Annotated in this window: 15 protein-coding genes, 1 rRNA gene, 4 pseudogenes and 2 riboswitches; of the genes and pseudogenes, 15 read left to right on the forward strand and 5 right to left on the reverse strand. The window is 49.0% G+C overall.

The annotated features are described in order from the left end of the window. The first annotated feature begins 313 nt into the window (after positions 1-313). The 4 genes and pseudogenes from rrf to NSQ19_RS06845 all read left to right on the forward strand — a co-directional run bounded on the left by rrf (position 314) and on the right by NSQ19_RS06845 (position 4,565). Positions 314-429: ribosomal RNA gene (gene rrf / locus NSQ19_RS06830) — 5S ribosomal RNA — on the forward strand. Positions 430-723: 294 nt separating this feature from the next. Continuing rightward, a pseudogene (locus tag NSQ19_RS06835) lies at positions 724-2,082 on the forward strand (IS4 family transposase). Between the two features lie 359 nt (positions 2,083-2,441). Beyond that, positions 2,442-2,553, forward strand: a riboswitch (TPP riboswitch). Between the two features lie 246 nt (positions 2,554-2,799). After that, complete coding sequence (locus NSQ19_RS06840; protein WP_013859347.1) at positions 2,800-3,564, forward strand: ABC transporter permease; 765 nt, start codon at positions 2,800-2,802, stop codon at positions 3,562-3,564. Positions 3,565-3,575: 11 nt separating this feature from the next. Continuing rightward, on the forward strand, positions 3,576-4,565 hold the full coding sequence (locus NSQ19_RS06845; protein ID WP_019721297.1) for an ABC transporter substrate-binding protein: 990 nt from the start codon (positions 3,576-3,578) through the stop codon (positions 4,563-4,565). 322 nt (positions 4,566-4,887) lie between these two features. On the opposite strand, the pseudogene NSQ19_RS06850 reads toward NSQ19_RS06845, so the two are convergent. From NSQ19_RS06850 to NSQ19_RS06865, 4 genes and pseudogenes are all read right to left on the reverse strand, one after another. Next, a pseudogene (locus NSQ19_RS06850) lies at positions 4,888-5,285 on the reverse strand (VOC family protein). Between the two features lie 12 nt (positions 5,286-5,297). Beyond that, a pseudogene (locus NSQ19_RS06855) lies at positions 5,298-5,876 on the reverse strand (phosphosulfolactate synthase); the annotation flags it as partial. Positions 5,877-5,885: 9 nt separating this feature from the next. After that, positions 5,886-6,398: pseudogene (locus NSQ19_RS06860) on the reverse strand (phosphosulfolactate synthase); the annotation flags it as partial. Beyond that, entirely contained in the window at positions 6,391-7,086 is a 696-nt protein-coding gene (locus tag NSQ19_RS06865; protein WP_340702613.1) for a 2-phosphosulfolactate phosphatase, read from the reverse strand. The gene NSQ19_RS06865 and the pseudogene NSQ19_RS06860, both read right to left, overlap by 8 nt. A gap of 173 nt (positions 7,087-7,259) precedes the next feature. Then, a riboswitch (SAM riboswitch) is annotated at positions 7,260-7,360 on the forward strand. 120 nt (positions 7,361-7,480) lie between these two features. Here NSQ19_RS06865 and NSQ19_RS06870 point away from each other — a divergent pair. From NSQ19_RS06870 to NSQ19_RS06885, 4 genes are all read left to right on the forward strand, one after another. After that, complete coding sequence (locus NSQ19_RS06870) at positions 7,481-9,337, forward strand: assimilatory sulfite reductase (NADPH) flavoprotein subunit (RefSeq protein ID WP_340702614.1); 1,857 nt, start codon at positions 7,481-7,483, stop codon at positions 9,335-9,337. A 17-nt stretch (positions 9,338-9,354) separates the two neighbouring features. Beyond that, on the forward strand, positions 9,355-11,067 hold the full coding sequence (gene cysI, locus NSQ19_RS06875) for an assimilatory sulfite reductase (NADPH) hemoprotein subunit (protein WP_340702615.1): 1,713 nt from the start codon (positions 9,355-9,357) through the stop codon (positions 11,065-11,067). 197 nt (positions 11,068-11,264) lie between these two features. Further along, positions 11,265-11,783, forward strand: coding sequence for a hypothetical protein (locus tag NSQ19_RS06880; protein WP_340702616.1), 519 nt, complete (start codon positions 11,265-11,267; stop codon positions 11,781-11,783). A 50-nt stretch (positions 11,784-11,833) separates the two neighbouring features. After that, complete coding sequence (locus tag NSQ19_RS06885) at positions 11,834-12,577, forward strand: MerR family transcriptional regulator (RefSeq protein ID WP_019721303.1); 744 nt, start codon at positions 11,834-11,836, stop codon at positions 12,575-12,577. 272 nt (positions 12,578-12,849) lie between these two features. Here the strand turns inward: NSQ19_RS06885 and NSQ19_RS06890 are convergent, their stop codons facing one another. Next, a complete protein-coding gene (locus NSQ19_RS06890; RefSeq protein WP_237349286.1) occupies positions 12,850-14,073 on the reverse strand; it encodes an IS110 family transposase in 1,224 nt (407 codons plus the stop codon). A gap of 411 nt (positions 14,074-14,484) precedes the next feature. Between NSQ19_RS06890 and NSQ19_RS06895 the strand changes: the two genes are divergently transcribed. The 7 genes from NSQ19_RS06895 to NSQ19_RS06925 all read left to right on the forward strand — a co-directional run bounded on the left by NSQ19_RS06895 (position 14,485) and on the right by NSQ19_RS06925 (position 23,730). Next, complete coding sequence (locus NSQ19_RS06895; RefSeq protein WP_258921570.1) at positions 14,485-15,864, forward strand: dipeptidase; 1,380 nt, start codon at positions 14,485-14,487, stop codon at positions 15,862-15,864. 61 nt (positions 15,865-15,925) lie between these two features. Continuing rightward, positions 15,926-16,912, forward strand: coding sequence for a DMT family transporter (locus tag NSQ19_RS06900; protein WP_013859357.1), 987 nt, complete (start codon positions 15,926-15,928; stop codon positions 16,910-16,912). Positions 16,913-17,071: 159 nt separating this feature from the next. Further along, on the forward strand, positions 17,072-18,064 hold the full coding sequence (locus NSQ19_RS06905; protein ID WP_013859358.1) for a thiamine pyrophosphate-dependent dehydrogenase E1 component subunit alpha: 993 nt from the start codon (positions 17,072-17,074) through the stop codon (positions 18,062-18,064). Positions 18,065-18,089: 25 nt separating this feature from the next. Next, a complete protein-coding gene (locus NSQ19_RS06910; protein WP_029142642.1) occupies positions 18,090-19,118 on the forward strand; it encodes an alpha-ketoacid dehydrogenase subunit beta in 1,029 nt (342 codons plus the stop codon). Positions 19,119-19,144: 26 nt separating this feature from the next. Then, positions 19,145-20,353 carry a dihydrolipoamide acetyltransferase family protein gene (locus NSQ19_RS06915; RefSeq protein WP_029142641.1) on the forward strand — a complete coding sequence of 403 codons (1,209 nt, stop codon included), beginning with the start codon at positions 19,145-19,147 and terminating at the stop codon, positions 20,351-20,353. Between the two features lie 16 nt (positions 20,354-20,369). Further along, positions 20,370-21,749, forward strand: coding sequence for a dihydrolipoyl dehydrogenase (gene lpdA, locus NSQ19_RS06920; protein ID WP_340702617.1), 1,380 nt, complete (start codon positions 20,370-20,372; stop codon positions 21,747-21,749). A gap of 148 nt (positions 21,750-21,897) precedes the next feature. Then, on the forward strand, positions 21,898-23,730 hold the full coding sequence (locus NSQ19_RS06925; RefSeq protein ID WP_340702618.1) for a sigma-54-dependent Fis family transcriptional regulator: 1,833 nt from the start codon (positions 21,898-21,900) through the stop codon (positions 23,728-23,730). Positions 23,731-23,782 lie beyond the last annotated feature (52 nt).

The raw sequence follows: 23,782 nt of genomic DNA on the forward strand, positions 1-23,782 counted from the left end.
GCCGTCTTTTGGCTCCGTGACGGGCAGGTTATTCGACCTCGAGGGGCTAGGCACCGGAGCTGGACAATAGAAAAGCGGAAGCGCCTTGGTCATCGGCGTACGGATTTCGGAGCTTTCGACTGAGATAAAGGAAACACGGCGAGCCCCTAAAGGCGAGTCGATGCCCGCTTATCGTAGGGAGAAAGCGCAGAAATACGCTAGCCGATAGGCGCTGGAGCTAGACAATTTTCAAAGTTAGAAACCAAAGCTATTCTCCGTTTACAGTTTTTTCTCCCATCCGGTTTTCAGGGAACACATCCCAAAATTATACAGGTCCGGTGATGATGGCGGAAAGGCCACACCCGAATACATCCCGAACTCGGAAGTTAAGCTTTCCAGCGCCGATGGTAGTTGGGGGTTTCCCCCTGCGAGAGTAGGACGTTGCCGGGCCAAAGTAAGCCGCAGATTATAATCTGCGGCTTTTTATTATGATTCATCGTCTTGTTAAACAAAAATGAAGTGTGCGGTAGGGGAACTTTACAAAAAATAGTAATCAAGTTTCCCAAACCCGCTTTAATTAGAAACAGGTTTGGGCTTTATAGATTATCGTCTAAAACTTGAAACACTAAAATTCATTCTCATTACTTGTCTTACAAGGGTTTAGAGCAAAAATAAAAGCATGAACACTGGAAACTCGGTATAATTGAAGTGCTAACTAACAATTAATCGAGGAGTGTTCATGTTATGAAAATTATAACACAAAACGACCATCAGTCTCTTGAAGTTTTATCTTCAATCGAAGCATTTTTTTTTTGCGTTTTCGCTTATCTCAAATTGCGAAGGTTTCAAACGCTGTAAAGACAAAAGGTGTTCCATTTCGAACGCTGTTCTGTTATTTGATCAGTACACTTTTCTCAAACAGATCTGCATACCGTGATTATTTGAAGCATCAAGATCAGCTCGGATTCTCAGATAAGACCTTCCGTAATCTGCTGAATAACGGCAAAATCAATTGGCAAAAGTTCTTGGTTTTGCTCTGCCGCCGTATCATTGTGTTCATCGAACCCTTGACCGAACCAACACGCCGGAATGTATTCATTGTGGATGATTCCATGTATGAGCGAGCCAGCGCAAAGTATGTTGAACTTGCGGCGTTTCAGTTTGACCATGCGAAACACAAACATACCCGTGGCTTTCGGTTTCTTCAACTCGGTTGGAGTGACGGCAATACATTCCTTCCTGTTAACTTTTCCTTGCTTTCTGGCAAGAATCAAGTGTGCAGCCCAAAATCCATTGACGGCCGTACATTTTCAGGAAAGCGTAAGATTCAGGCACAGCGCAAAGCAACCAATGTAGTGTTGGAATTGTTATCATCAGCCTTGTCTCAAGGAGTGAATGCTTCCTACGTCTTGTTTGATTCCTGGTTTTCTAGCCCTAAGATGTTTCATCAGTTGCGTGAAATGGGACTTCATGGAGTAGCCATGGTGAAACGTTCTAAGAAAGTTTATTACCAGTTCAACGGTGGACTGATGGATGTGAAAACGATCTTTAACACCCAGAAGAAACGTCGCGGACGTTCACGCTATCTGTTATCCGTTCTTGTTGAAGCAGTTGACGGGGAAACGTCGGTGCCAGTCAAACTCGTTTATATCCGCAACCGCAATAAACGAAATGATTACCTTGTCTTGGCGACAACGGACACCCGGCTCTCTGAAGATGAAGTTATTCAGCTTTACGGAAAGCGCTGGTCGATTGAAGTATACTTCAAGATGTGTAAATAGTACCTCCGCCTGGCAAAATATCAAGGATTGTCTTATGACGGTATCTTTGCACATACCGCTCTTGTCGCAATTGGTTACTCAATCCTTGCAGTCCAACACCGTGAACAGGTAGATGATCGGACCCTGGGTGAGTTGTTTTATCTCATGGTTGATGAACTTACTGACATCACCTTCGCAGAAGCGATTCAACAATTGATTGATTTATTTAAAGAAGCTTTTAAGGATGAGTATATCCTTTGTGAAGAAGTACTAAATACTACTTTGAGCAATTTAAAAAAAGTTATCTGTCAGCTATCAAAAACACCTAATTAAAGCAGCTTAGCTCTAAATTAGACGGGATAACCGCAGTGGCGACAAGGAGTTTGCACGATTTTCGTACTTTCAAGTTTTAGTTATTAATATCATGGCCTGGGAATCGGAAATTTGCAAGGCCAGTATCATGGTACAAAAAACGATCAGGCCCATTTTTAAAACGGGAAAGCCGGAGAGAAAGCGGAATCCTTCAGTTAGCGCGAACTTTTCCCGATGTTCAGGATCTCTTTTTACCGGGGCCTGTAATGTTGGCTCCTTTATTCCAAACAGCAGGAGGGCAGAAAGGGAAGAAAGAAAATTGAATTAAAAAAAGCCTGCACCACTTTACACAGGCAAATAGAAAGCCTATAATGGAAGAAAGTGAATATTTCAGACTACTAGGGGTGCCCGGATTGGCGGGCTGAGAGAAAAACATTTGGTTTTTCAACCCTTTGGACCTGATCCGGATCATGCCGGCGTAGGAAAGTAGGGATTTTGGGAAATTTTCTTGCTTATTAAAGTCAGGTCTTTTACAGGCCTGGCTTTTTTCTGTTGGAAGGGAGGGAAAATAGCTGCTTTTAGGGCGGTAACCGGAAAAACCTCGTCAATGACGACGGGCAGGAAGAAATAAAAACAAAAAGTAGGTGGAAGATTGCTATAGCAGGAAAAAATTCAAATGGTTGAACGGGCTTTGGAACGGTTTGCAGCTTGTACATATTGGAAGTTCGGATGAAAGGAGGTTTCCTAAATGAAGTGGCGAAAATGGCTGGGGGATTACGGACTTTTTTGCGTTACGATGCTGGTCTTGATAGCCGGCTGGCAGTGGGTCATACAGAAAGGGGTGATCCCGTCTTTCATTTTGCCGTCCCCTACCCAAATCTATGCATCTTTCATAGAAAATCACAGGCAACTAATAAATGTGCATTTGCCTGCGACAGTGGAGGAAGTCGGCATCGGTTTTCTTTTATCTGTTGCGGGTGGAGTGATGATCGGTGTCATCATGTATGTCTCCAAAACGGCTGAAAAAATCTTTTATCCGTTTCTTGTTATTTCGCAAACGATCCCGCTTGTCGCCGTATCACCTGTTTTTATGATGTGGTTCGGCTATTCAGTTTGGAGCAAGGTAGCGATTATTGTGTTAACGGCTATCTTTCCGATTGTAATCAGCACTTTTGACGGATTAAAAACCGTCGATCCCGCCTATCTGAATTTGTTTCGGACAATGGGCGCCAGCCGTTGGGATATTTTCCGAAAACTTTCTGTCCCGATGGCCCTTCCCCAATTTTTATCCGGCTTGAAATTATCGGTTGTATATTGTGTCAGCGGGGCAGCGATCGGGGAGTGGCTTGGCGCAACTGCGGGGCTTGGCTTTTTTAGCAAGCGAATGTCTGGGTATTTGCAGTCGGGCGCTGTTTTTTCGGCCGTTTTTCTTTTGGCTGCACTCGGCATGGGATTATTTTTGCTTATTTATGGGATGGAAAAAAGCTTATTGAAAAACAGAACAAAAATTTAGGGGGATGTTCAATGAAGAAACGATGGGTAATGGTCGCTGTACTGGCGTGTATGCTAGGTGCCTGCAGCAATCATTCGCAGCAAGCAACGAAACATGCGCAAAAAGTAACGATCATGCTGGATTGGTATCCAAATGCGGTTCATTCTTTTCTTTATGTAGCCAAGGAAAAAGGCTATTTTAAAGCGCAGGGCCTTGATGTCAGCATCAAAATGCCTTCTGACACAAATGACCCGTTAAAACTTGCGGCTGCGAATCGAATTGATATTGCATTAAGTTATCAACCCCAAGTGTTAATCGCGCGCGATGAGAATATTCCGGTCCAATCTTTTGGCACCGTCGTCCGCCATACGCTGAACCGTGTGATGGTGCCAGCTTCAAGTGGTATCCGCTCACCGAAAGACCTGGCGGGCAAAACGGTCGGCTATTCTTCCATTCCGCTGGAAGAAGCAGTCGTTCGGACAATGGTCAAAGCAGACGGGGGCGATCCGGACAAGGTGAAAACAGTGGATGTTGGCTATGATTTAATCCCTGCTCTGACAGCCCGTAAAACTGATGCGATCGTCGGCGGTTTTGTTAATCATGAACAGTTGCTGCTGGAAAAGGAAGGCGTACCCGTTAGAGCATTCAATCCGGCAAAATACGGTGTTCCGGATTATGCCGAACTCGTTTTCATCGCAAACGAAAATAAGCTGAAACAGCAGCCAGACATTTTTAAAAAATTTCTTGCTGCCGCCGAAAAAGGCCAGCAATATGTCAAAAAACATCCGGAAAAGGCGCTTGCCATTTTGTTAAAACATGAAGATGCCTCTTCACCGCTGGATAAAAATGTGGAAACGAAGAGCCTGCACATTTTGCTGCCGCTGATGAGCGAAAAAAATAAAACGATTGCCGATCAGGGCCTGAAAAAATGGCAAGACGTTTCGGATTGGCTGTACCAGACAAAGATCACAAAAACACATGTCAATGCCGCAAAAGCTTTTGTCCATTTAGAAAATAAATAAGGAGCATTCTGGAAGCCAAATCGCTTTGGCTTCCGCCAGCATGGGATCACAAAACCGGGTGGCGGAACATGCAGAGTATGTTATTCGCTTCAAGCGCTGCATGTTCCTGCGGGAAGCCGCAAAAAAACCGCAGCTGTATGCCTGCGGTTTGCATGTTAAGCCTAAAAAGGGCCTCCGGGGCTTTGCCATCCTGCTGAACATAACGATCAAACGTCTCGGGCCAGGAAAAAACGCTTATCGCCTGGCCCAAATGGCAAAGCATGCGATGCGGCTCTTTCCGGAAAAAGCCGCATCGCATGCTTTGAGCAATGAATGGGACTGGTTAATACACCATGCTTTCATCGTGGTAATATTTAAATTCGAGCAAGTTGTTGGAGGGATCTTGGAGGAAAAATGTCCAAGTTCCTCTTGCCTGCCCCCAAACCGGACCATTTTCTCCTGGAAAAATGCCAAGCGGTTTTTCTTTGCAGATTGGAGGGTTTCCTCAAATGCTGCTTTATCCAAAAAAGTAATGCCGAAATGGCGGGGATACATTTTCGGGTTGGGGTCTATTTTTTCAGGGCTCAGATGGCAGACAAGCTGGTCCCCGAAAAAATTGAAAGTGACCCGGTCATCATACCGGCGCGCCACCTTACAGCCTAATTTCTGATAGAAATCGGCTGTTTCATCAAGATCTTTGCACGGGATCGCCAAATGAAAAATTTTATCCGTTTCTCTCATGGGAATCTCCTCCAATAAAAAAGTATCTGATCGCAAACCGAGCCTTAATGTTTCAAGCGCAAGGGCATCCGAAAAAGGGATGTTGGCCAGATTGGCATCCGGGCCGAGCTGTTGGATAAAAAAAGCCTGGAGCTGCTTGTTGGGTGCTTCGAAAATGAAAGCATCGCGGGGAATCCCCGAGTCCAGGATGGCCGCAAACATCTCCTCCCGTATTTCCCCGTCCCCGTTGCAAATGCCGCTCGTGCCGCTTTCCCTTGCCTCTGTCATCACTTTATATGCGCCTGCTTCTAAATCCCGGCTAATCGATTCCAGCCATAACGCGGGCGTATCGGCTATTGATTTGGCAGTATCTTTTGAGCCGACTTCACTTAACACTTTAAACTCCTTTGAAAACTCCGCAATATAGCGGCATTTTTCCGGATTGGACAGCGGCAGGGTGCCATTTGAGATTTCAACATATTCGCATGCAAACCGCCGGCAGTATTGAACGTACCGATCCGTTTTTCCCTGGCTGGCAAACTTTTCAAATAAAGTGCCGCCGAAAAAGAAGGCAATGCCGTTTTGCCTCAGGTGATCTATTTTTTCTTCCAAATGGCACCCTGCCTCTGTCATCACTTTATATGCGCCTGCTTCTAAATCCCGGCTAATCGATTCCAGCCATAACGCCGGCGTGTCGGCTATTGATTTGGCAGTATCTTTTGAGCCAACTTCACTTAACACTTTAAACTCCTTTGAAAATTCCGCAATATAATGGCACTTTTCCGGATTGGACAGCGGCAGGGTGCCATTTGAGATTTCAACATATTCGCATGCAAACCGCCGGCAGTATTGAACGTACCGATCCGTCTTTCCCTGGCTGGCAAACTTTTCAAATAAAGTGCCGCCGAAAAAGAAGGCAATGCCGTTTTGCCTCAGGTGATCTATTTTTTCTTCCAAATGGCGCGAAACCACCGATGTTCCCCAGCCGAATTTGACGAAATCAATATAAGGGGCTGCACTGTTCATGGTATCTTTAAAAAAGTTCAGCGGAATGCCATTGTCAATTAAGATGGTGATTCCGCAATCCCGCGGTTTCTCATTGCGTAAAGGCAGTGTCAAACCATGGTCATTCATCTTCAACCCTCACGATCGTTGGAAATTCTCCTGTTGGATCAATTTTCATAACAAACCCGCAGTCTCTTTCGTTGATGCAAAATTCTAGGTCAGCCGGGTTAAATGCAGGCTGTCCGGGATCAAGAAATTTCTTTGCAACACTGGCATTTACAATCTCCTTGATCACTGATTCCGGCTTTATCGTGCCGGAGCCGGTAAGGATGCTTTCCATGTATAATGCGCATGCCAGGTCATCTTCCCCCGTCGGATGGGAAGCGATCATGTTGATGCGGGCGTTGTCTTTGCCTTTCCATTTGCGCAGGACCCATTTTGCCGTCATTTTTGCATTCGAAAAGCCGGTAACATAGACTTCCTTTGCACAAAGGGCGCGGAAGGCTGCTTTTACCCCGTTTGTGGATGTTTGCACCAGCGTTTTGCCGGCTAACGGCTGTTTGGCGATGGCGGCCGGTGAATGGCCCAAATCAAATCCCGGTATCGGAAGCCCGTTCCCTTCGCCCGTGAGCAAGACATGCGGGTATTTGTCTTTGATACAAAAAGCCGCTTCTTTTGAGTCTGCCAGCCATATCTCTTTTACGCCGCCCAAAAAGGCATGGTGGGCAACCGTAAACGCGCGGATCACATCGATCACAATATTGGCATCCCCGTCTTCCGGCGTGATCTCATTCCCCTGGTAAATGTGGATGTTCATCCATTCCCCCCTCATTCTGTGCAAAAGATACATAAAGTATATTGGAGGGACGCTTGATGCGGAACTTGCCACCCTTTTCTTTTTTTATCGCCCCCGTCTGTTCAAAAAAGAATTGACTCCCGCCGCATTTGATTGTATAATGTTTTCAATGATTTCTAAATAATGATTCGTTCTTCTTATCCAGAGAGGTGGAGGGAAAGGCCCTTTGAAGCCTCGGCAACAGGTTGAAAAACACTGTGCCAATTCCTGCAGACAATCGTCTGAAAGATAAGAGAAGTTGACCATTGTGCGCCGGCTCTTCTTATCTTTGTAAGAAGAGCTTTTTTCGAAGGTGCTTCTCATGGAAAGAAGCGGATTAAAATCCAAGTAAACTTCTATGTCTATTTGGATTAGGATGTCATACATAAATAAACAAATGAAAAGTGCATGCAAACATTGCGAGGTGGAAGATTTGCCGTTAAGTGTACAAAACAGCCCGTTTAGTAAAGAACAGGCGGAAAAGTTAAATGAACTGCTGCAAATGTTAACGGATCAGCAAAAATTATGGCTGAGCGGATATTTAACCTATCCGTTTGCCGAACAAGGAACGAATCCCCCGGGAAGTACAGCTGTTGCTGAAAAGCCGGTACAGACGGCAACCAAAACGGTTACGCTGCTGTTTGGTTCCGAGACAGGCAATGCCCAGGCGCTTGCCGAAGCATTCGCCGCCAGATTAAAAGAAATGCAGTTTGCCGTATCTTTTTCGGCACTCGATGCGGCCAAGCCGAAAGATTTAAAAAATGCAGGGTATCTGCTCATCATTACAAGCACACAAGGGGAAGGGGACCCGCCCGACAACGCATTGTCTTTCTATGAGCTGATCCACAGCAGAAAAGCCCCAAAACTGGACGGGGTCCCTTTTTCCGTTTTGGCGCTTGGGGACCAGACATATGAGTTTTTTTGCAAGGTCGGAAAAGAGATCGACAAGAGGCTGGAAGAGTTGGGCGGGGAACGGCTCTATCCGCGAGTGGATTGCGATGTGGATTATGAAGAAGACGCCCAGGAATGGTTTGAAGGGGTTACAGGCGTGCTCCAGTCATCTGCCTTGCCGCCTTCAACCGCTGCCGATGCCACCCGGCCTGCAAACACCGATTATTCCAAATCCAACCCGTTCCAGGCGGAAGTGCTGGAAAATATCAATTTGAACTGGGAAGGGTCCAATAAAGAAACGCACCATATCGAATTATCCCTTGAAGGTTCCGGTTTTACATTTGAACCGGGGGACAGCATCGGGATTTACCCGGAAAATGACCCGGAACTCGTGGAACGGCTGATCGAAAAGCTCGGCTGGGATCCAAAAGAACCGGTTCCGATCAATAAAAAAGGGGAAGTACTGCCGGCCAGGGAAGCATTGCTCAGACATTATGAAATTACGAGATTAACAAAACCACTGCTTCAGCAGGCAGCCGTGCTTTTCGGAAACAAAGGGCTTACGGCTTTGCTTGAAAATGAAGCGGAGGCAAAGGCATACCTTGAAGGACGGGGCCTGATCGATCTTGTCGAGGAATATCCGCCGGAAAAAGTGGAAGTGCAAGCTTTTGTACAAATGCTCCGGAAAATGCCGCCGCGGCTTTATTCGATCGCAAGCAGTTGGAAAGCGAACCCCGATGAAGTCCATCTTGTCATTGCACTGGACTGCTATACAGCAAACGGAAGGGTGCGCGAAGGAGTTTGCTCCGGGCAAGTCGCAGGCAGGATAAAACCGGGAGACAAGCTGCCGGTTTATGTCCACCGCAATCCGAATTTCAAACTTCCGGCTGACCCGGATGTGCCGGTGATCATGATCGGGCCGGGAACAGGCGTGGCGCCGTTCCGTTCTTTCCTGGAAGAAAGGGAAGCGGAAGGGATCACCGGCCGAACATGGCTGTTTTACGGGGACCAGCATTTTGCGACGGATTTTCTGTATCAGCTTGACTGGCAAAACTGGCTGAAAAATGGCGTGCTCGAACGGATGGATGTGGCTTTTTCGCGCGACCAGGCAGAAAAAATATACGTCCAGCACCGGATGCTTGAAAAAAGCAAAGATTTTTATGCATGGCTTGAAAAAGGCGCCTGTGTGTATGTGTGCGGTGATGAGAAGCACATGGCCCGCGACGTCCAGGAAACGCTGCTTCACATTCTTGAAACAGAAGGCAATATGGCGAGGGAAGAGGCAGAGGATTATTTACAGGAAATGCGACGGGCAAAACGATACCAGCGTGATGTGTATTAACAGAGAGGGGCAGGAAGATGGCTGATAAAAAACTTGATCCGCTTGAAACGATAAAAGAAAAAAGCCGATTTTTAAGAGGAACGATTGCGGAAGGACTCAAAGATCCGCTGACCGGTGCGATATCCGAGGACGATAATAAACTGTTGAAATTTCATGGCAGCTACCAGCAGGACGACCGGGATATCCGCAACGAGCGGCGCAAAAAGAAACTGGAGCCGGCTTACCAGTTTATGGTGCGTGTCCGCATTCCGGGCGGCGTTGCGACCCCGGAACAGTGGCTTGTGATGGATGAACTGGCGCAAAAATACGGGAACGGAACGCTGCGTATGACGACCCGGCAGACATTCCAGATGCATGGCATTTTAAAATGGAATTTAAAGCAGGCCATCCGCGAAATGAACGATGCGCTCATGACGACGCTTGCTGCGTGCGGGGATGTGAACCGGAATGTGATGTGCAACCCGAACCCGTACCAGTCGGATGTGCATGCCGAGGTGTATGAATGGGCGAAAAAAACGAGCGACCACTTGTTGCCGCGGACTTCCGCGTATCATGAAATCTGGCTGGAAGATGAAAAAATCATTGATACAAAAGAGCAGGAAGATTCCGAACCGCTGTACGGCCCGAAGTATTTGCCGCGGAAGTTTAAAATCGGGTTTGCTGTGCCGCCTTCCAATGATGTCGATATTTTTTCACAGGATTTAGGGTTTATCGCCATTTTGAATGAAGGGAAGCTTGAAGGGTTTAATGTCGCGGTTGGCGGCGGGATGGGCATGACCCATGGCGATCCGAAAACATATCCGCAGCTTGCCCGGATCATCGGTTTTTGCACGCCGAACCAGGTGATTGAAGTGGCGGAAAAAGTGGTGTCGATCCAGCGCGACTACGGCAACCGCGCGAACCGGAAAAATGCGCGTTTCAAGTACACCATTGACGCGCGGGGGCTTGAATGGATCAAGGCGGAACTGAATGAACGGCTCGGCTGGGATCTCGGGGAGGCCCGCCCGTTCCATTTTGACCATAACGGCGACCGTTACGGCTGGATCAAAGGCGATGGCAAATGGCATTTGACGTTATTTGTCCAAAGCGGCAGGATCAAAGATTTTGACGGCTATCCTTTGATGACCGGGCTGCGCGAAATTGCAAAAATCCATCAGGGCGAGTTCCGCCTGACCCCGAATCAGAATGTCATCATTTCCAATGTAACCGACGAAATGAAAGGAAAGATTGACGAACTGGTTGAAAAATACCATCTGACGGACGGCAAGCATGCTTCCGCCCTCAGAAGAAACTCGATGTCCTGTGTCGCATTCCCGACTTGCGGCCTTGCGATGGCGGAAGCAGAACGGTACTTGCCGGAACTGCTCGGAAAAATCGAGGAGATTTTGGACGAAGCGGGGCTGCGCGAAGAAGAAATCGTCATCCGGATGTCGGGCTGCCCGAACGGATGTTCAAGGCCGGCGCTTGCGGAAATGGCTTTTATCGGAAAGGGCCCCGGAAAATACAATTTGTATTTGGGTGGCAGCTTCACCGGCGACAGGCTTGCTTGCCTTTATAAGGAAAATATCGGGGAAGAAGAGATCCTCTCGTCACTGCGCCCGATTCTTTTGCAATATGCAAAAGAACGGCAGGAAGGCGAACATTTCGGGGATTTCGTCATCCGCGCCGGAATTGTAGAAGCGATCCGTGACGGACGTGATTTTCATAAACCGGCAGCGGTGAATAAATAATTTTACAAACTGTGCCTAGAAGGATTTTATTCTCCGGGCACAGTTTTTTGTTTCTTTACAAAAGCTTCCAATTGGGACATACTGTTTAGCAGAATACCTCATAAAGGATGGTTGCCATGCTGGGAAAAAATTTAAAAACATATATCGAAAACCAAAAGGATACTATAATAATATTATGTAAACAAGAAATAGCGTATTTGGAGCGCTATAAGGATTTTTTCAAAGATGCTGTCAGGGAAAAAGAAATTGTTGAAAAAGAGGGTACCGCCCGTTTTGCCGATGCATCTATTGAACGGTGCAGCAAGGAAACCGATGAGACGCTTGCAGTGGAAACGGCGGTGTTTTTAAATGAACCTGTCCTCTATTTGAAAAAGCATAGGAAAGAATATGTTTACATCGCGTCACACTGGTTTGGCATCATCGGCATCGACGGGATTGCCCTTGAGCTGGATGATGTCTTCGGCCATTACAATTGCATGCTCGGGCTCAAAGTGCAGAAGAAATACGGGCCGGCGATTCAAACGGGGTTGTCTGAACTGCTCGAAGGAGACGGGAAAGGGGAAATCGTTTTTGATGGCAATGAAGGCATCTGGGATGTGAACTTTCCGTTGAACGATGTGCCCGGTTTCAAGGAAGAAATGCCGCTCATGGAAGCTTTCGTAAAAATTTACGAAGTGCTGTTTGCCCTCCAGGAAAAACTTGAAAAAATGTCTTGACCCTCACGCTGCGTCACCCCTTACAGTAAAAAAGGAAGGGGGGCTGCACGATGAGAATTAAAGAAGTTGCAGAGCTGGCCGGCGTCAGCATCCGGACATTGCGCCATTATGACGACATCGGGCTGCTAAAACCGGCTGAAGTTTCACCGTCCGGTTACCGGCACTATTCGGAAGAAAACCTAAAAACGCTCCAGCAAATCTTATTTTTCAAGGAATTGGGCTTCCCTTTGCAAAAGATCAAGGAAATCATGGAAAGCCCTTCGTTTGACAGGCTCGGGGCGCTCGAGCTCCAGCGCCATTTGCTGATTGAAAAACAGAAGCGGCTCGCGAAAATGATTGCCTTGATCGAAAAAACAATCCAATCAGAGAAAGAGGGAATGGAAATGTCCAGTGAAGAAAAATTTGCCGGTTTCCGCTTTGACAACAATCCGTATGAGCGTGAGGCACGCGAAAAATGGGGGGATCAGGCAGTAGATGCAGCGGAAGCGAAAATGGCGACGCTTGGCGGGGATGAAAAATTGGCTTTGGCTGATGAGATGAACGAAATTTACCGTGAGCTTGCCGCCATCCGCCATACGGACCCGCGCGCACAAGGAGCGCAGACAGCGATCCGGAAATGGTTTGATTTTTTAAACCGCCATTTCGGGAATTATACGCCGGAAGCCTTTAAAGGGCTTGGCCAAATGTATATAGAAGACAGCCGGTTTACAAAAAACATTGATCAATTTGGCGAAGGGCTTGCAACGTTTATGGCCGCAGCCATGGCGAAATTTGCGAATCAAACGGAGGAATAAAAAAAGCAGGAGCTGCCAAAAAAGGGGCTCCTGCTTTCTTTTTTTCGTTTGCCGCCTTTCAAAATAAATTGGAAAATTAATGAAACTTGTCTTACAATAAAGAGAAAGCATGACAAGTCCTACGGTGTGATGTCAAGGGTTAAAAACAAGTGAATTGGAAATTTTGTTGGCTCTATGTCATAAAAATGGCAATACTGAACTAAGCCTCCAGATAATTGGAATAATCTGGAAGTTTTCAAGTTCAGGCTATCGATGATGGTTACCTGGTTACCTCATCGCGTCACCTTCTTTTTCGGCGCATAAATTTGATCGTTGCGGAGCAGCGCATCGATCAGGCGCACCAGTTTTCTTGCCGTTAAGACGAGGGCGCGTTTGTGTGAGTGCTTATGCACCTCACGATATTTCTTTTGGTAAAAGGCGCGGTACTCAGGTTCGTGTCGCCGGACCAGATTGGCAGCCTCAACCAGGTAATACCGGAGATAACGATTGCCTGTACGCGCAAGCATTTTGTCATCAGCCTCAAAATCACCCGATTGGTGGCGGGGCCAGAACAATCCGGCAAATTTTGCGATCGCGGCTTGGTCGTCAAAGCGCTCAATGTCGCCGATTTCAGCGAGAATCCCAGCACAGCTCACCGGGCCTATTCCCGGAATGGTCTGGAGGGTATTCGGGATTCCATCAAGAACGCGGGCAATCGCCTTATCCAAATCCTTGATTTGGCGTTTAAGATGCCGGATGATCTCAATAGAACTGCCCAGGACCAAGTCAATCGAATCCTCCACACATTTAGAAAGCCGGTAAGAGGACCGGGCAGCTTTTTGGATGGATGCGGCCAAATCCTCGGGATCGCTAAAGCGGCCATGGCCTTTGGTCTGGAGATACATCGCTAAGTCCTCCAGAGGCATTTGGGCAATTTCATCGAGGCTATAGGCCTCAAGCAAAAATTCCGTTATGGCATGGCCGAAGACCGATGTATCCACTTCAAGGTTAAAGGCACTGAATTTGAAAAACAGATGATTCAAAAATACCTGTTGTTCCCGGGTTAAACTTTGAATCAGGTGATAGCGCATCCGTGTTAACCGTTGAAGGGCAAGGTATTGTTCTGACTGAATCACGGATTTCGGCAATCTCCCGAAACGCAAGCGGTCCGCAATTACCCAGGCATCTTTGGGATCGGTCTTGTCCATCTCGGCATAAGCCTTTTTGAAATTTCTCACCAGCTTCGGATTCAGGGTAAACACCTTTGTACGACGCTGTTTCAGCTCGGGATCTTCATGGAAAAACATTGCCGGGTGCCAACTATACACAGATGTGGCCTCCATGGCGATCTGGATGGTGTCATCCGCCTCCGCATGTTGGAGGATGGTGTCTCTTAACTCAGAGGCACCGGGAAGATTGTTTGTCACCGTTTGGGTGGCCAACGTTTCCCCCATTCCATCCATCAGGCAGGCATCGAGGTTTTTGGAGCTCACGTCAATACCGACAAATAAGGGCATATGATTTCCTCCTCTCTGTATTGGGATCGATGGAATCGGACGCTTCGGGATATCCCCAGATGGCTTGCCGATCTGTCAGCCTCGCGTATGAGAACTCATCCGGGCCGTGGGCTGCCTGGAACTGCTCATTTCCAGCACGGAGATCCGGAGGAACGGCCTACGGGTTAGACGTTCAAGCAAGAACCTGGGGATGCAGACTTTTCGAGTAGTCAGGCTACAAGGAGGGGAAGCATTGACCCAAACGATCCTAAGACCATTATCCGGGAACATCGCGAAGCGTCCAAGTCCGAACTTGTATTCCGGGCTCGCCCGGAATACAAAATCTTATATTCACTTGTCAATGAGCAGCAGAATGAACTGGAAATTGACATCCACTTTGGATTTAAACTTATTATACGAGGAGGTATAGGAATGCCACAAACCTATCAGCAATATTTAAAGGAACACCATGAGCAGCATTTAAAAGAACTGTTTGATTTTCTCCAAATCCCGAGTGTCAGTTCCTTATCCGAACATCAAACAGATGTGAGAAAAGCAGCGGAATGGCTGAAAGCGGAGCTTGGGAAAACAGGCCTCGAACATACCGCAGTGATGGAAACGAAAGGAAACCCGGTTGTATACGGCGACTGGCTTCACGCAGACGGGAGGCCGACCGTCCTGATTTACGGGCATTACGACGTCCAGCCGGTTGACCCGCTGAACCTCTGGAAAAGCGATCCGTTCAAACCGGAGATCCGCGATGGCAAAATTTTTGCCCGCGGCGTGAGCGATGATAAAGGGCAGGTGTTTATGCATATCAAAGCGATCGAGGCGCTGATGGAAACGGAAGGGGAACTGCCTGTCAATATCAAAGTGTTGTTTGAAGGGGAAGAGGAAATCGGCAGCCCGAATCTTGCGCCATTTGCAGAAGCGCATCAGGAACTTTTAAAAGCGGATTTGATCGTCGTTTCCGATACCGGCATGCCGGAATTGGGAAAACCGACGATCTGCTACGGGCTGCGCGGCTTATGCGGCCTTGAAATCTATGTAAAAGGCGCATCAAGCGATCTTCATTCCGGCGAATACGGCGGCGGGGTGCAAAATGCTGCCACTGCGCTGGTTGAATTGCTGGCATCCTTCCATGGCCAGGACGGCAGGGTTTTGGTGGAAGGCTTTTATGACAAAGTGGAAGCAAGCACGCCGGAAGAAAAAGAAGCGTTCGCAAAACAGGCGGCATATGAAAGCCAAATACAGGCGCAGCTTGGCGTGCCTGTATTGTTCGGGGAAAAAGGCTACTCGTACGCAGAAAGAACATCCGTCCGGCCGACGCTTGAGATCAACGGCTTACAAAGCGGTTTTACCGGGGAAGGCCTGAAAACCGTTTTGCCGTCTGAAGCCTTTGCGAAAGTGACCTGCCGCCTTGTGCCAAACCAGGATCCGTACGAAATTCTGTCGTTAGTGAAAAAACATATTGAAGCCCATGCCCCAAAAGGCGTAACCATTTCTGTAACCGAATTTGACAAAGGTTACCCGTATGTCACGCCGCGCAAGCATCCTGCCATCCAGCTTTGCGGAAAAGCGTATGAAAAAGTGTACGGCGTGCCGGTTACTTATACAAGGGGCGGCGGGTCGATCCCGATTGTCGCAGAATTTGATCGCATTTTAAAAATTCCGGTCGTACTGATGGGATTTGCCCTTTCGTCGGAAAATGCCCATGCGCCGAACGAACATTTCCATCTTGAAAATTTTGATAAAGGCATCCAGACCATTTGCACGTATTGGAACGAGCTCAAAACATGGCCGCTTTCATAAGATATGGAGGAATGCCCCGCATGCGGGATTTCTTTAAAACGCTTTAAAAAGGATGTGGGAGATGTTGCGTCCGGTCTTATTGGGGGTATGTGCCGCCTTCTTTTTCGCGGTGACATTTGTTTTAAACCGGTCGATGGAACTGTCGGGCGGCAGCTGGATTTGGAGCGCCTCCCTCCGGTACATTTTGATGGTTCCGTTTTTGCTTGTGATCGTGCTTGCCAGGAAAAATTTTAAAGCCTTATGGGCGGAAATGAAAAAGCATCCGGCCGGGTGGTTATTGTGGAGCTTTACCGGTTTTGTTCTTTTTTATGCGCCGTTATGTTTTTCGGCAGCTTATGCGCCCGGATGGCTCGTGGCCGCCACCTGGCAGATCACGATTTTATCCGGTTCGCTGCTTGCCCCGTTCTTTTTTAAAACGGTGGAGACGCCAAAGGGCCTGCTAAAAATCCGGGAGCCCATCCCGTTCCGCGGCTTGCGCTGGTCGCTTGTGATTTTGCTCGGCGTTTTGATGATGCAGCTTGAGCAGGCCGGCCGGATCAGCTTCCGGGAAATGATACTGGGTGTCCTTCCAGTCATTGTGGCGACTTTTGCTTATCCTTTGGGCAACCGGAAAATGATGGAATTGTGCGAAGGCCGGCTCGATACATTCCAGCGTGTGCTCGGCATGACGCTTGCCAGCCTGCCGTTCTGGTTTATCCTGTCATTGTACGGTTTAAAGGCGTCCGGCCCGCCGTCCGGAAACCAAATCGTGCAATCAGGCGTGGTTGCGGTCTTTTCCGGGGTGATTGCCACGGTATTGTTTTTCCGGGCAACCGATCTTGTCCGCGGTGACATGCAAAAATTATCGCTTGTGGAAGCGACCCAGTCATTGGAAGTGCTGTTTGCGCTGTTCGGGGAGATGGCCATTTTACCGGTTGCGGCGCCATCGCTGTTGTCCCGGTTCGGCATCCTCACGGTTGCTGCCGGCATGGTGCTGCACAGCCTGATGTCACGAAAAACGGTTGCGCCGGCTGCATGGAGGATGAAAAAGTCAGAAATCAGCGGATAAGAAAATATGGGAAAAAATGAGACAAAATGAGACAGCTGTCCCGGTTTGTCTCATTTTTTTATGTGCCGCCTGGAAGAAACGGGATGAAAGCGGGGTTTTCAGTTGGCACACTTCTTGCTTATTTACAAAGTGAAAGGTGACGATAAGGAGGATGGATAAATGGAAACAGTAAAAGCGGGCGAACTGCAGATCACGAAGGAAAAAGCGCAGTGGATGTTGCAAAAAATGTTTGAAATCCGCAAGTTTGAAGACAAAGTGCATGAAGTGTTTGCGACCGGCATTTTACCGGGTTTTGTCCACTTGTATGCCGGCGAGGAAGCGGTTGCGGTCGGCGTTTGCGCCCACTTAGATGACCAGGATATGATCACAAGCACACACCGCGGCCACGGCCACTGTATCGCGAAAGGCTGCGATTTAAAAGGGATGATGGCGGAAATTTACGGGAAAGCGACAGGCCTGTGCAAAGGAAAAGGCGGTTCCATGCATATTGCCGACCTCGACAAAGGCATGCTCGGCGCAAACGGGATTGTCGGCGGCGGGTTCCCGCTGGCTTGCGGCGCGGCATTGACAGCGAAATATAAAAAGACAAATAATGTAAGCGTTTGCTTCTTTGGGGACGGCGCAAATAACCACGGTACGTTTCACGAAGGCATCAATCTGGCAGCCGTATGGAAACTTCCGGTCATCTTTGTGGCGGAAAATAACGGCTACGGGGAAGCGACGCCATTCCATTATGCATCAAGCTGCAAAACGATTGCCGACCGCGCCGTTGCTTACGATATTCCGGGTGTCCGTGTCGACGGGAAAGATATTGTTGCGGTGTACCAGGCGGCAAAAGAAGCGGTGGAACGCGCCCGCAACGGGGAAGGCCCGTCGCTGATCGAATGCGTGACGTACCGGAACTACGGACATTTTGAAGGGGATGCCCAGACTTATAAAGCGGAAGCAGAAAAGGCGAAGCAGCTGAATGAAAAAGATGCGATCGTCCAATTTAAAAAATTTGTGCTTGAACAAAACCTGCTCAGCGAAGCAGACATCAACAGCCTGGAACAAAAAGTGGAACAGGAGATCGAAGAAGCCGTGAAATTCGGCGAAGACAGCCCGTATCCGGACCCTACCGAACTTTTGAAGGATGTTTATGTATCCTACTAATCCATGAAAAAAGGAGGCTTTTCCAATGGGAAGACAAATTTCTTTTTCGCAGGCCATTAACGAAGCGATGAAACTGGCGATGAGAAGAGATGAAAACGTGATTTTGATGGGGGAAGACGTTGCCGGCGGCGCGGAAGTCGACCATCTGCAGGATGAAGAAGCATGGGGCGGCGTGCTTGGCGTGACGAAAGGCCTTGTCCAGGAATTCGGCCGCGGGCGGATTCTTGATACGCCGATTACGGAAGCGGGCTATATGGGGGCTGCGATGGCTGCCGCTTCAACAGGATTGCGGCCGATTGCAGAGCTCATGTTCAACGATTTTATCGGCAGCTGTCTGGACGAAGTGCTTAACCAGGGCGCGAAATTCCGGTACATGTTTGGCGGAAAGGCGCAAGTGCCGGTGACGGTCCGGACGATGCACGGCGCCGGTTTCCGGGCGGCGGCCCAGCACTCGCAAAGCCTATATGCGCTGTTTACATCGATTCCGGGATTAAAAGTCGCCGTGCCGTCAACGCCATATGATGCGAAAGGGCTGCTTTTGGCTGCGATCGAAGACAATGACCCGGTTATCTTTTTTGAAGATAAAACGCTTTACAACATAAAAGGGGAAGTGCCCGAAGATTACTATACGATTCCGCTCGGCAAGGCGGACACGAAACGTGAAGGAAGCGACATCACCATTGTTGCGGTCGGCAAACAGGTACAGACCGCACTTGAAGCGGCAGACCGGCTTGCCAAAGATGGCATTGAAGCGGAAGTGATTGATCCGCGCAGTTTATCGCCGCTCGATGAAGGGGCGATTCTCCAGTCGGTCGCAAAAACAAACCGGCTCGTTGTCGTCGATGAAGCGAACCCGCGGTGCAATGTGGCAACCGATATTGCGGCGCTTGTTGCCGATAAAGGATTTGATGATCTGGATGCCCCGATCAAACGGATCACGGCACCGCACACGCCGGTTCCGTTCTCGCCGCCGCTTGAAGATTTGTATTTGCCGTCCGCCGGGAAAATTGTGCAGGCGGTATCAGAGCTCTTGGGAGAACCGGTCGGGCAATAACAGACAGATAGAAAGGAGTGGTTGGCATGCCGGTTGAAGTCATTATGCCCAAACTTGGGATGGCAATGAAAGAAGGAACCGTTTCACAGTGGAATAAAACAGAAGGAGAAGCCGTTAAAAAAGGCGACCCGATCGCCAGCATCAGTTCAGAAAAAATAGAAATGGAAATCGAGTCCCCTGCGGACGGCAGTGTATTAAAAATCAATGTGCCGGAAGGAAAGGGAGTGCCGCCGGGAACGGTGATTTGCTATATCGGAAATCCGGATGAAGAAGTGGCGGCAACAGCAGCCCCGGTGCAGGAAGAAAAAGGCCAAAAAGAAGAAATACAGGCGGCACATCCCGCACCGCCCCCGAAAAAGCCGGGAAAAGCGCGCGTGAAAATTTCCCCGGTCGCGCGGAAAATGGCGGAAGCATCAGGCATCAAACCGGAAGATATAATAGGGACCGGCCCGGGGGGCAGGATTACAAAAGAAGATGTGGAACAGGCCATTGCGTCGGCAAAAGAAAGCCGCAAACAGGACATCCCCGTCCAGGCGGTGGCAGAAGAACCGCAGCGCATACCGGTATCCGGCATGCGCAAAGTGATCGCAGAACGCATGCATTTAAGCCTGCAATCGGCTGCACAGCTGACGATCACGATGAAAGCGGATGTCACGGAACTATTGGCGCTGCAAACGCAAGTGAAAGAGACAATTGCAAAACGGTACGGCAGCAAACTGACGATCACGGATTTTGCAGCAAGGGCTGCCATCCTTGCTCTCGAAAACCATCCGGAAATGAACAGTGCGTTTATGGATAACACCATCGTCACTTACCTGGAAATCCATTTGGGCATTGCAACGGCGGTTGAAAAAGGGCTTGTTGTCCCGGTCATCCGCCATGCCGAAAGCAAATCGCTGATCGATCTGGCAAAAGAAATCAAAGAAAAAGCAGCGGCAGCAAGAGCCGGGAAACTTCCGGCAGATGAGATGCAAGGGTCCACTTTCACCATTTCAAGCCTGGGTGCAAGCGGCGTCGAATTTTTCACGCCTATTTTGAACCCGCCGGAAGCCGGGATATTGGGTGTCGGTGCCGTTTCGGATGAAGCTGTTTTTATCGGGGACAAAATTGAAAAACGGAGCCGGCTGCCGCTCAGCCTGACGTTTGACCACCGCGTGCTCGACGGGGCGCCGGCAGCAGCCTTCCTGCAAACGGTCAAGCAATATTTGGAAGAACCGGTTACGATGCTTTTGTAGGAAAGAAGGGATCAGGATGGAAACCATCGGGATTTTAGGCGGCGGGCCTGCGGGCTACGTCGCTGCCATTACAGCAGCACAGCAGGGTGCGGATGTCATTTTATTTGAACAGGCAAACTTAGGCGGCACATGCTTAAATGAAGGGTGCATGCCGACCAAGACACTTTTGGAAAGTGCAGGGCGCTACCGGGACATCCGGGAAGCGGACAAATTCGGGATCCGGGTGAACAAGGAAGCGGTGTCCATTGACTGGCCCGCCCTGCTTGAAAGGAAAAATGAAATCGTTTCCCGGCTTGTGCAGGGCATCCATTACTTAATGAAAAAAAACAAAATCAAAATCGTGCAGGGAAAAGCGGCATTCCAGTCACCCCATGTTGTCCTTGCAGAAACGCTGGACGGCACGGTTGATATAAAAGCGGACCAGTTCATCATCGCAACAGGGTCTGAACCGGCAGCCCTCCCGTTTGCGCCGTTTGACGGAAACTGGATCATCGACAGCACGCAGGCCATGTCTCTTCCCGGCCTGCCCCCATCGCTCGTGATCATTGGCGGTGGGGTAATCGGATGTGAGTTTGCGAGCATTTACAGCCGACTTGGGGCAAAAGTATCGATCATAGAGATGGCCGCACATATTTTGCCGGGGGAAGATGCAGATATCGCGAATATTTTAAAAGAGCAGCTTGAAAAAGACGGGGTGGACATTTATACATCTGCTGCCGTAAAAAAACTGGACCGTGATAAGAAATGCGCGCTGATTGAGCAGGGAGGGGAAACGCGCGAGATTTACGGGGAATACGTGCTTGTTTCGATCGGCCGGAAACCGTCTGTCAACGGGATCGGCCTCGAAAATGCCGGGGTGGCGTATGAAAAATCGGGCATAAAAGTCAATGAAAAGATGCAGACGAACATCCCCCATATTTATGCCTGCGGCGATTGTATTGGCGGCATTCAGCTTGCACATGTCGCTTTTCATGAAGGAAAAGTGGCGGCGCTCAATGCATGCGGAATGGAGGCAAGTGCGGATTACAAAGCCGTTCCCCGCTGCATTTATACGTTTCCGGAAATTGCCGGCACCGGCCTTACCGAAAAGCAGGCGAAAGAAATGTACGGTGATGTCCGGATCGGCGAATTTCCGTTTTCGGCAAACGGAAAAGCGATGATCAGTGGGGAACAGGTCGGGAAAGTAAAAGTCATCATCGAACCGGAATACGAAGAGGTAGTCGGCTTGTCCATTTGCGGCCCGCATGCAACAGAACTGGTCGGGCAGGGGGTATTGATGCTGAACGGGGAAATGACGGCTGATCTGCTTGAGCGCTTGATTGCCGCTCATCCGACCGTCTCGGAAGCCATCCACGAAGCCGTTTTAAACGCACAGGGCCATCCGGTGCACGTATAATCATTCCCGGCAGTTTCAGACTGCCGGGAATATTCATAAGCCCTGTCTACGTATTGAAAACGCTTTCCACATTCGATTATAATAGAAAAGAACATCACGACTTTCTTCCTGATGCGCAATTTTCTATGATGAGTCGGAGGGATGAAAGATGGCTGTATGTTATTGGAATACGTGGAAAAAGTTTGTGCAGGAAGGGACATTGGATCCCGAGAGAATCAACAACCGAATCGCTGAATCGTGGTACCGCTGTAAAAAACGGGATGTGAACCCCTATTTGCGGAAAGGGCAGCATATCCTGCCGGTTGAAAAACTATTGGCACACCGGGAAAGGCATAAAGATTTTTTGAATATTGCCGAACGCCATGTGAAAAAGATGGAGCCTGTGTTTCAGGAAGCCGGCATGATGGCGCTCCTGATTGATCCTTGCGGGCATGTGCTGTCCGTATCAGGAAACCGGAAAACCATTTTTGAAGCGCAAAAAATTAATTTTGTCGAAGGGGTTTGCTGGACAGAAGAGCGGGTCGGCACGAATGCGATCGGCACTGCGCTTGAGACGGGGGAAGCTGTGATGGTGAACGGCCCTGAGCATTTTTCGGTTGCCTCCCACCAGTGGAGCTGTGCAGCCGCGCCGGTTTACGACAGCCAAAGGAATCTTGTTGGCGTCATGGACTTAACATGTCCGTATACCGAATCCCACCCTTTCATGCTCGCCATGGTTTCATCGCTGGCTTATACAGTAGAGCAGGAAATCGTACGCATGGCAAAAAGCCGGCATGAACGTTTCATCCAAAAAGCTGTTGAACTTTCGGACCAGTACGGGGACCGGTTACTCGTCATTACGGATGAAGAAGGAAAAGCCGTTGCGGCAAGCCGACCGCTTCGGAAGAAAATGCCGGATTATTTTGGCAGAACGATTGAAGAAATGACCTCCCAAACGGATACCATTGTGAACCAATCCATTCCATTGCCTTCCAGCCGGGAAAAAATCGGCACCTGTTTCCTTTTATCTGAAAATAAAAATCTTTCCGTCACCCTTCTTCCAAAAGAAAGGTTCGTCTTCCGCGGCGTCACCGGCATAAGCAGAAGTTTTCAGGAAACGTTGCGCAAAGCCCGGATTGCTTCCCTTTCCGATACCACTTGTTTTATCACGGGTGAGACCGGAACTGGAAAGGAGCTGGTCGCACGGGCCATCCATGAAAACAGCAGCCGGAAAAACGGCCCGTTTATTGCCGTCAATTGCGGGGCTGTGCCGAAAGAATTAATGGAAAGCGAGTTTTTCGGTTATGCCGACGGGGCTTTTACCGGCGCAAAACGGGGCGGCCATAAAGGAAAATTCGAGCAGGCCCATGGCGGCACCTTATTTCTTGACGAAGTGGCCGAGCTGCCGCCTGCCATGCAAACGGCGCTGCTCCGCGTCCTGCAGGATAGAAAAGTTGTGCCGGTCGGTGCCACAAAAGAAGTGGCTGTGGACGTCCGGATCATTGCCGCGACCCACAAGGATTTGCCGAAGCTCGTGAAAGAAGGGAAGTTCCGTGAAGATTTGTTTTACCGCCTGTATGTTTTTCCCGTCCGCCTTCCTGCCTTGTGCGAAAGAAAAGAAGACTTGCCTGCTTTGATTCAGTATATCGGCAGGAAAAAAAATCAAGACTTCGAAATCCCGGTGGCGGTTTTGAAAAAAATGCAGGATTATCATTGGCCCGGCAATATCCGCGAACTGATGAATGTGATCGAAAATTTGCGGCTGCTTGCACTGGCCGGTGAAGAAGAAGCGGAACGGTATGTGGACGAATATGTTTCCGGGCAGACCGGACTTTGCGGCAAAGAAAAACAGGACGCGCCGCTGACCCCGCGGGAAGCGATTGAGCGCGATATGATCCTGGAAGCTTTGAAACATACGAAAGGAAATGCGGCGGCAGCGGCGAAAATGCTGGATATTCCGCGCAGCACATTTTACAGGAAACTGCGGAAATACGGCTTGTAACGATTGAATGCTAGGTTTCAGGGTATAGAAAAAATATCATCTTGGAACCGGG

Origin of the sequence: Weizmannia sp. FSL W8-1119 (genome assembly GCF_038008605.1) — a bacterium.
In the GTDB taxonomy this organism is placed as follows: domain Bacteria; phylum Bacillota; class Bacilli; order Bacillales; family Bacillaceae_C; genus Weizmannia; species Weizmannia coagulans.

Excerpts from the sequence above, each read along its gene's own strand:
- NSQ19_RS06840 (WP_013859347.1), top strand. The coding sequence starts at position 2,800 with ATGAAGTGGCGAAAATGGCTGGGGGATTACGGACTTTTTTGCGTTACG.
- NSQ19_RS06845 (WP_019721297.1), top strand. The coding sequence starts at position 3,576 with ATGAAGAAACGATGGGTAATGGTCGCTGTACTGGCGTGTATGCTAGGT.
- NSQ19_RS06865 (WP_340702613.1), bottom strand. The coding sequence starts at position 7,086 with ATGAACATCCACATTTACCAGGGGAATGAGATCACGCCGGAAGACGGG.
- NSQ19_RS06870 (WP_340702614.1), top strand. The coding sequence starts at position 7,481 with ATGTCATACATAAATAAACAAATGAAAAGTGCATGCAAACATTGCGAG.
- cysI (WP_340702615.1), top strand. The coding sequence starts at position 9,355 with ATGGCTGATAAAAAACTTGATCCGCTTGAAACGATAAAAGAAAAAAGC.
- NSQ19_RS06885 (WP_019721303.1), top strand. The coding sequence starts at position 11,834 with ATGAGAATTAAAGAAGTTGCAGAGCTGGCCGGCGTCAGCATCCGGACA.
- NSQ19_RS06890 (WP_237349286.1), bottom strand. The coding sequence starts at position 14,073 with ATGCCCTTATTTGTCGGTATTGACGTGAGCTCCAAAAACCTCGATGCC.
- NSQ19_RS06895 (WP_258921570.1), top strand. The coding sequence starts at position 14,485 with ATGCCACAAACCTATCAGCAATATTTAAAGGAACACCATGAGCAGCAT.
- NSQ19_RS06900 (WP_013859357.1), top strand. The coding sequence starts at position 15,926 with ATGTTGCGTCCGGTCTTATTGGGGGTATGTGCCGCCTTCTTTTTCGCG.
- NSQ19_RS06905 (WP_013859358.1), top strand. The coding sequence starts at position 17,072 with ATGGAAACAGTAAAAGCGGGCGAACTGCAGATCACGAAGGAAAAAGCG.
- NSQ19_RS06910 (WP_029142642.1), top strand. The coding sequence starts at position 18,090 with ATGGGAAGACAAATTTCTTTTTCGCAGGCCATTAACGAAGCGATGAAA.
- NSQ19_RS06915 (WP_029142641.1), top strand. The coding sequence starts at position 19,145 with ATGCCGGTTGAAGTCATTATGCCCAAACTTGGGATGGCAATGAAAGAA.
- lpdA (WP_340702617.1), top strand. The coding sequence starts at position 20,370 with ATGGAAACCATCGGGATTTTAGGCGGCGGGCCTGCGGGCTACGTCGCT.
- NSQ19_RS06925 (WP_340702618.1), top strand. The coding sequence starts at position 21,898 with ATGGCTGTATGTTATTGGAATACGTGGAAAAAGTTTGTGCAGGAAGGG.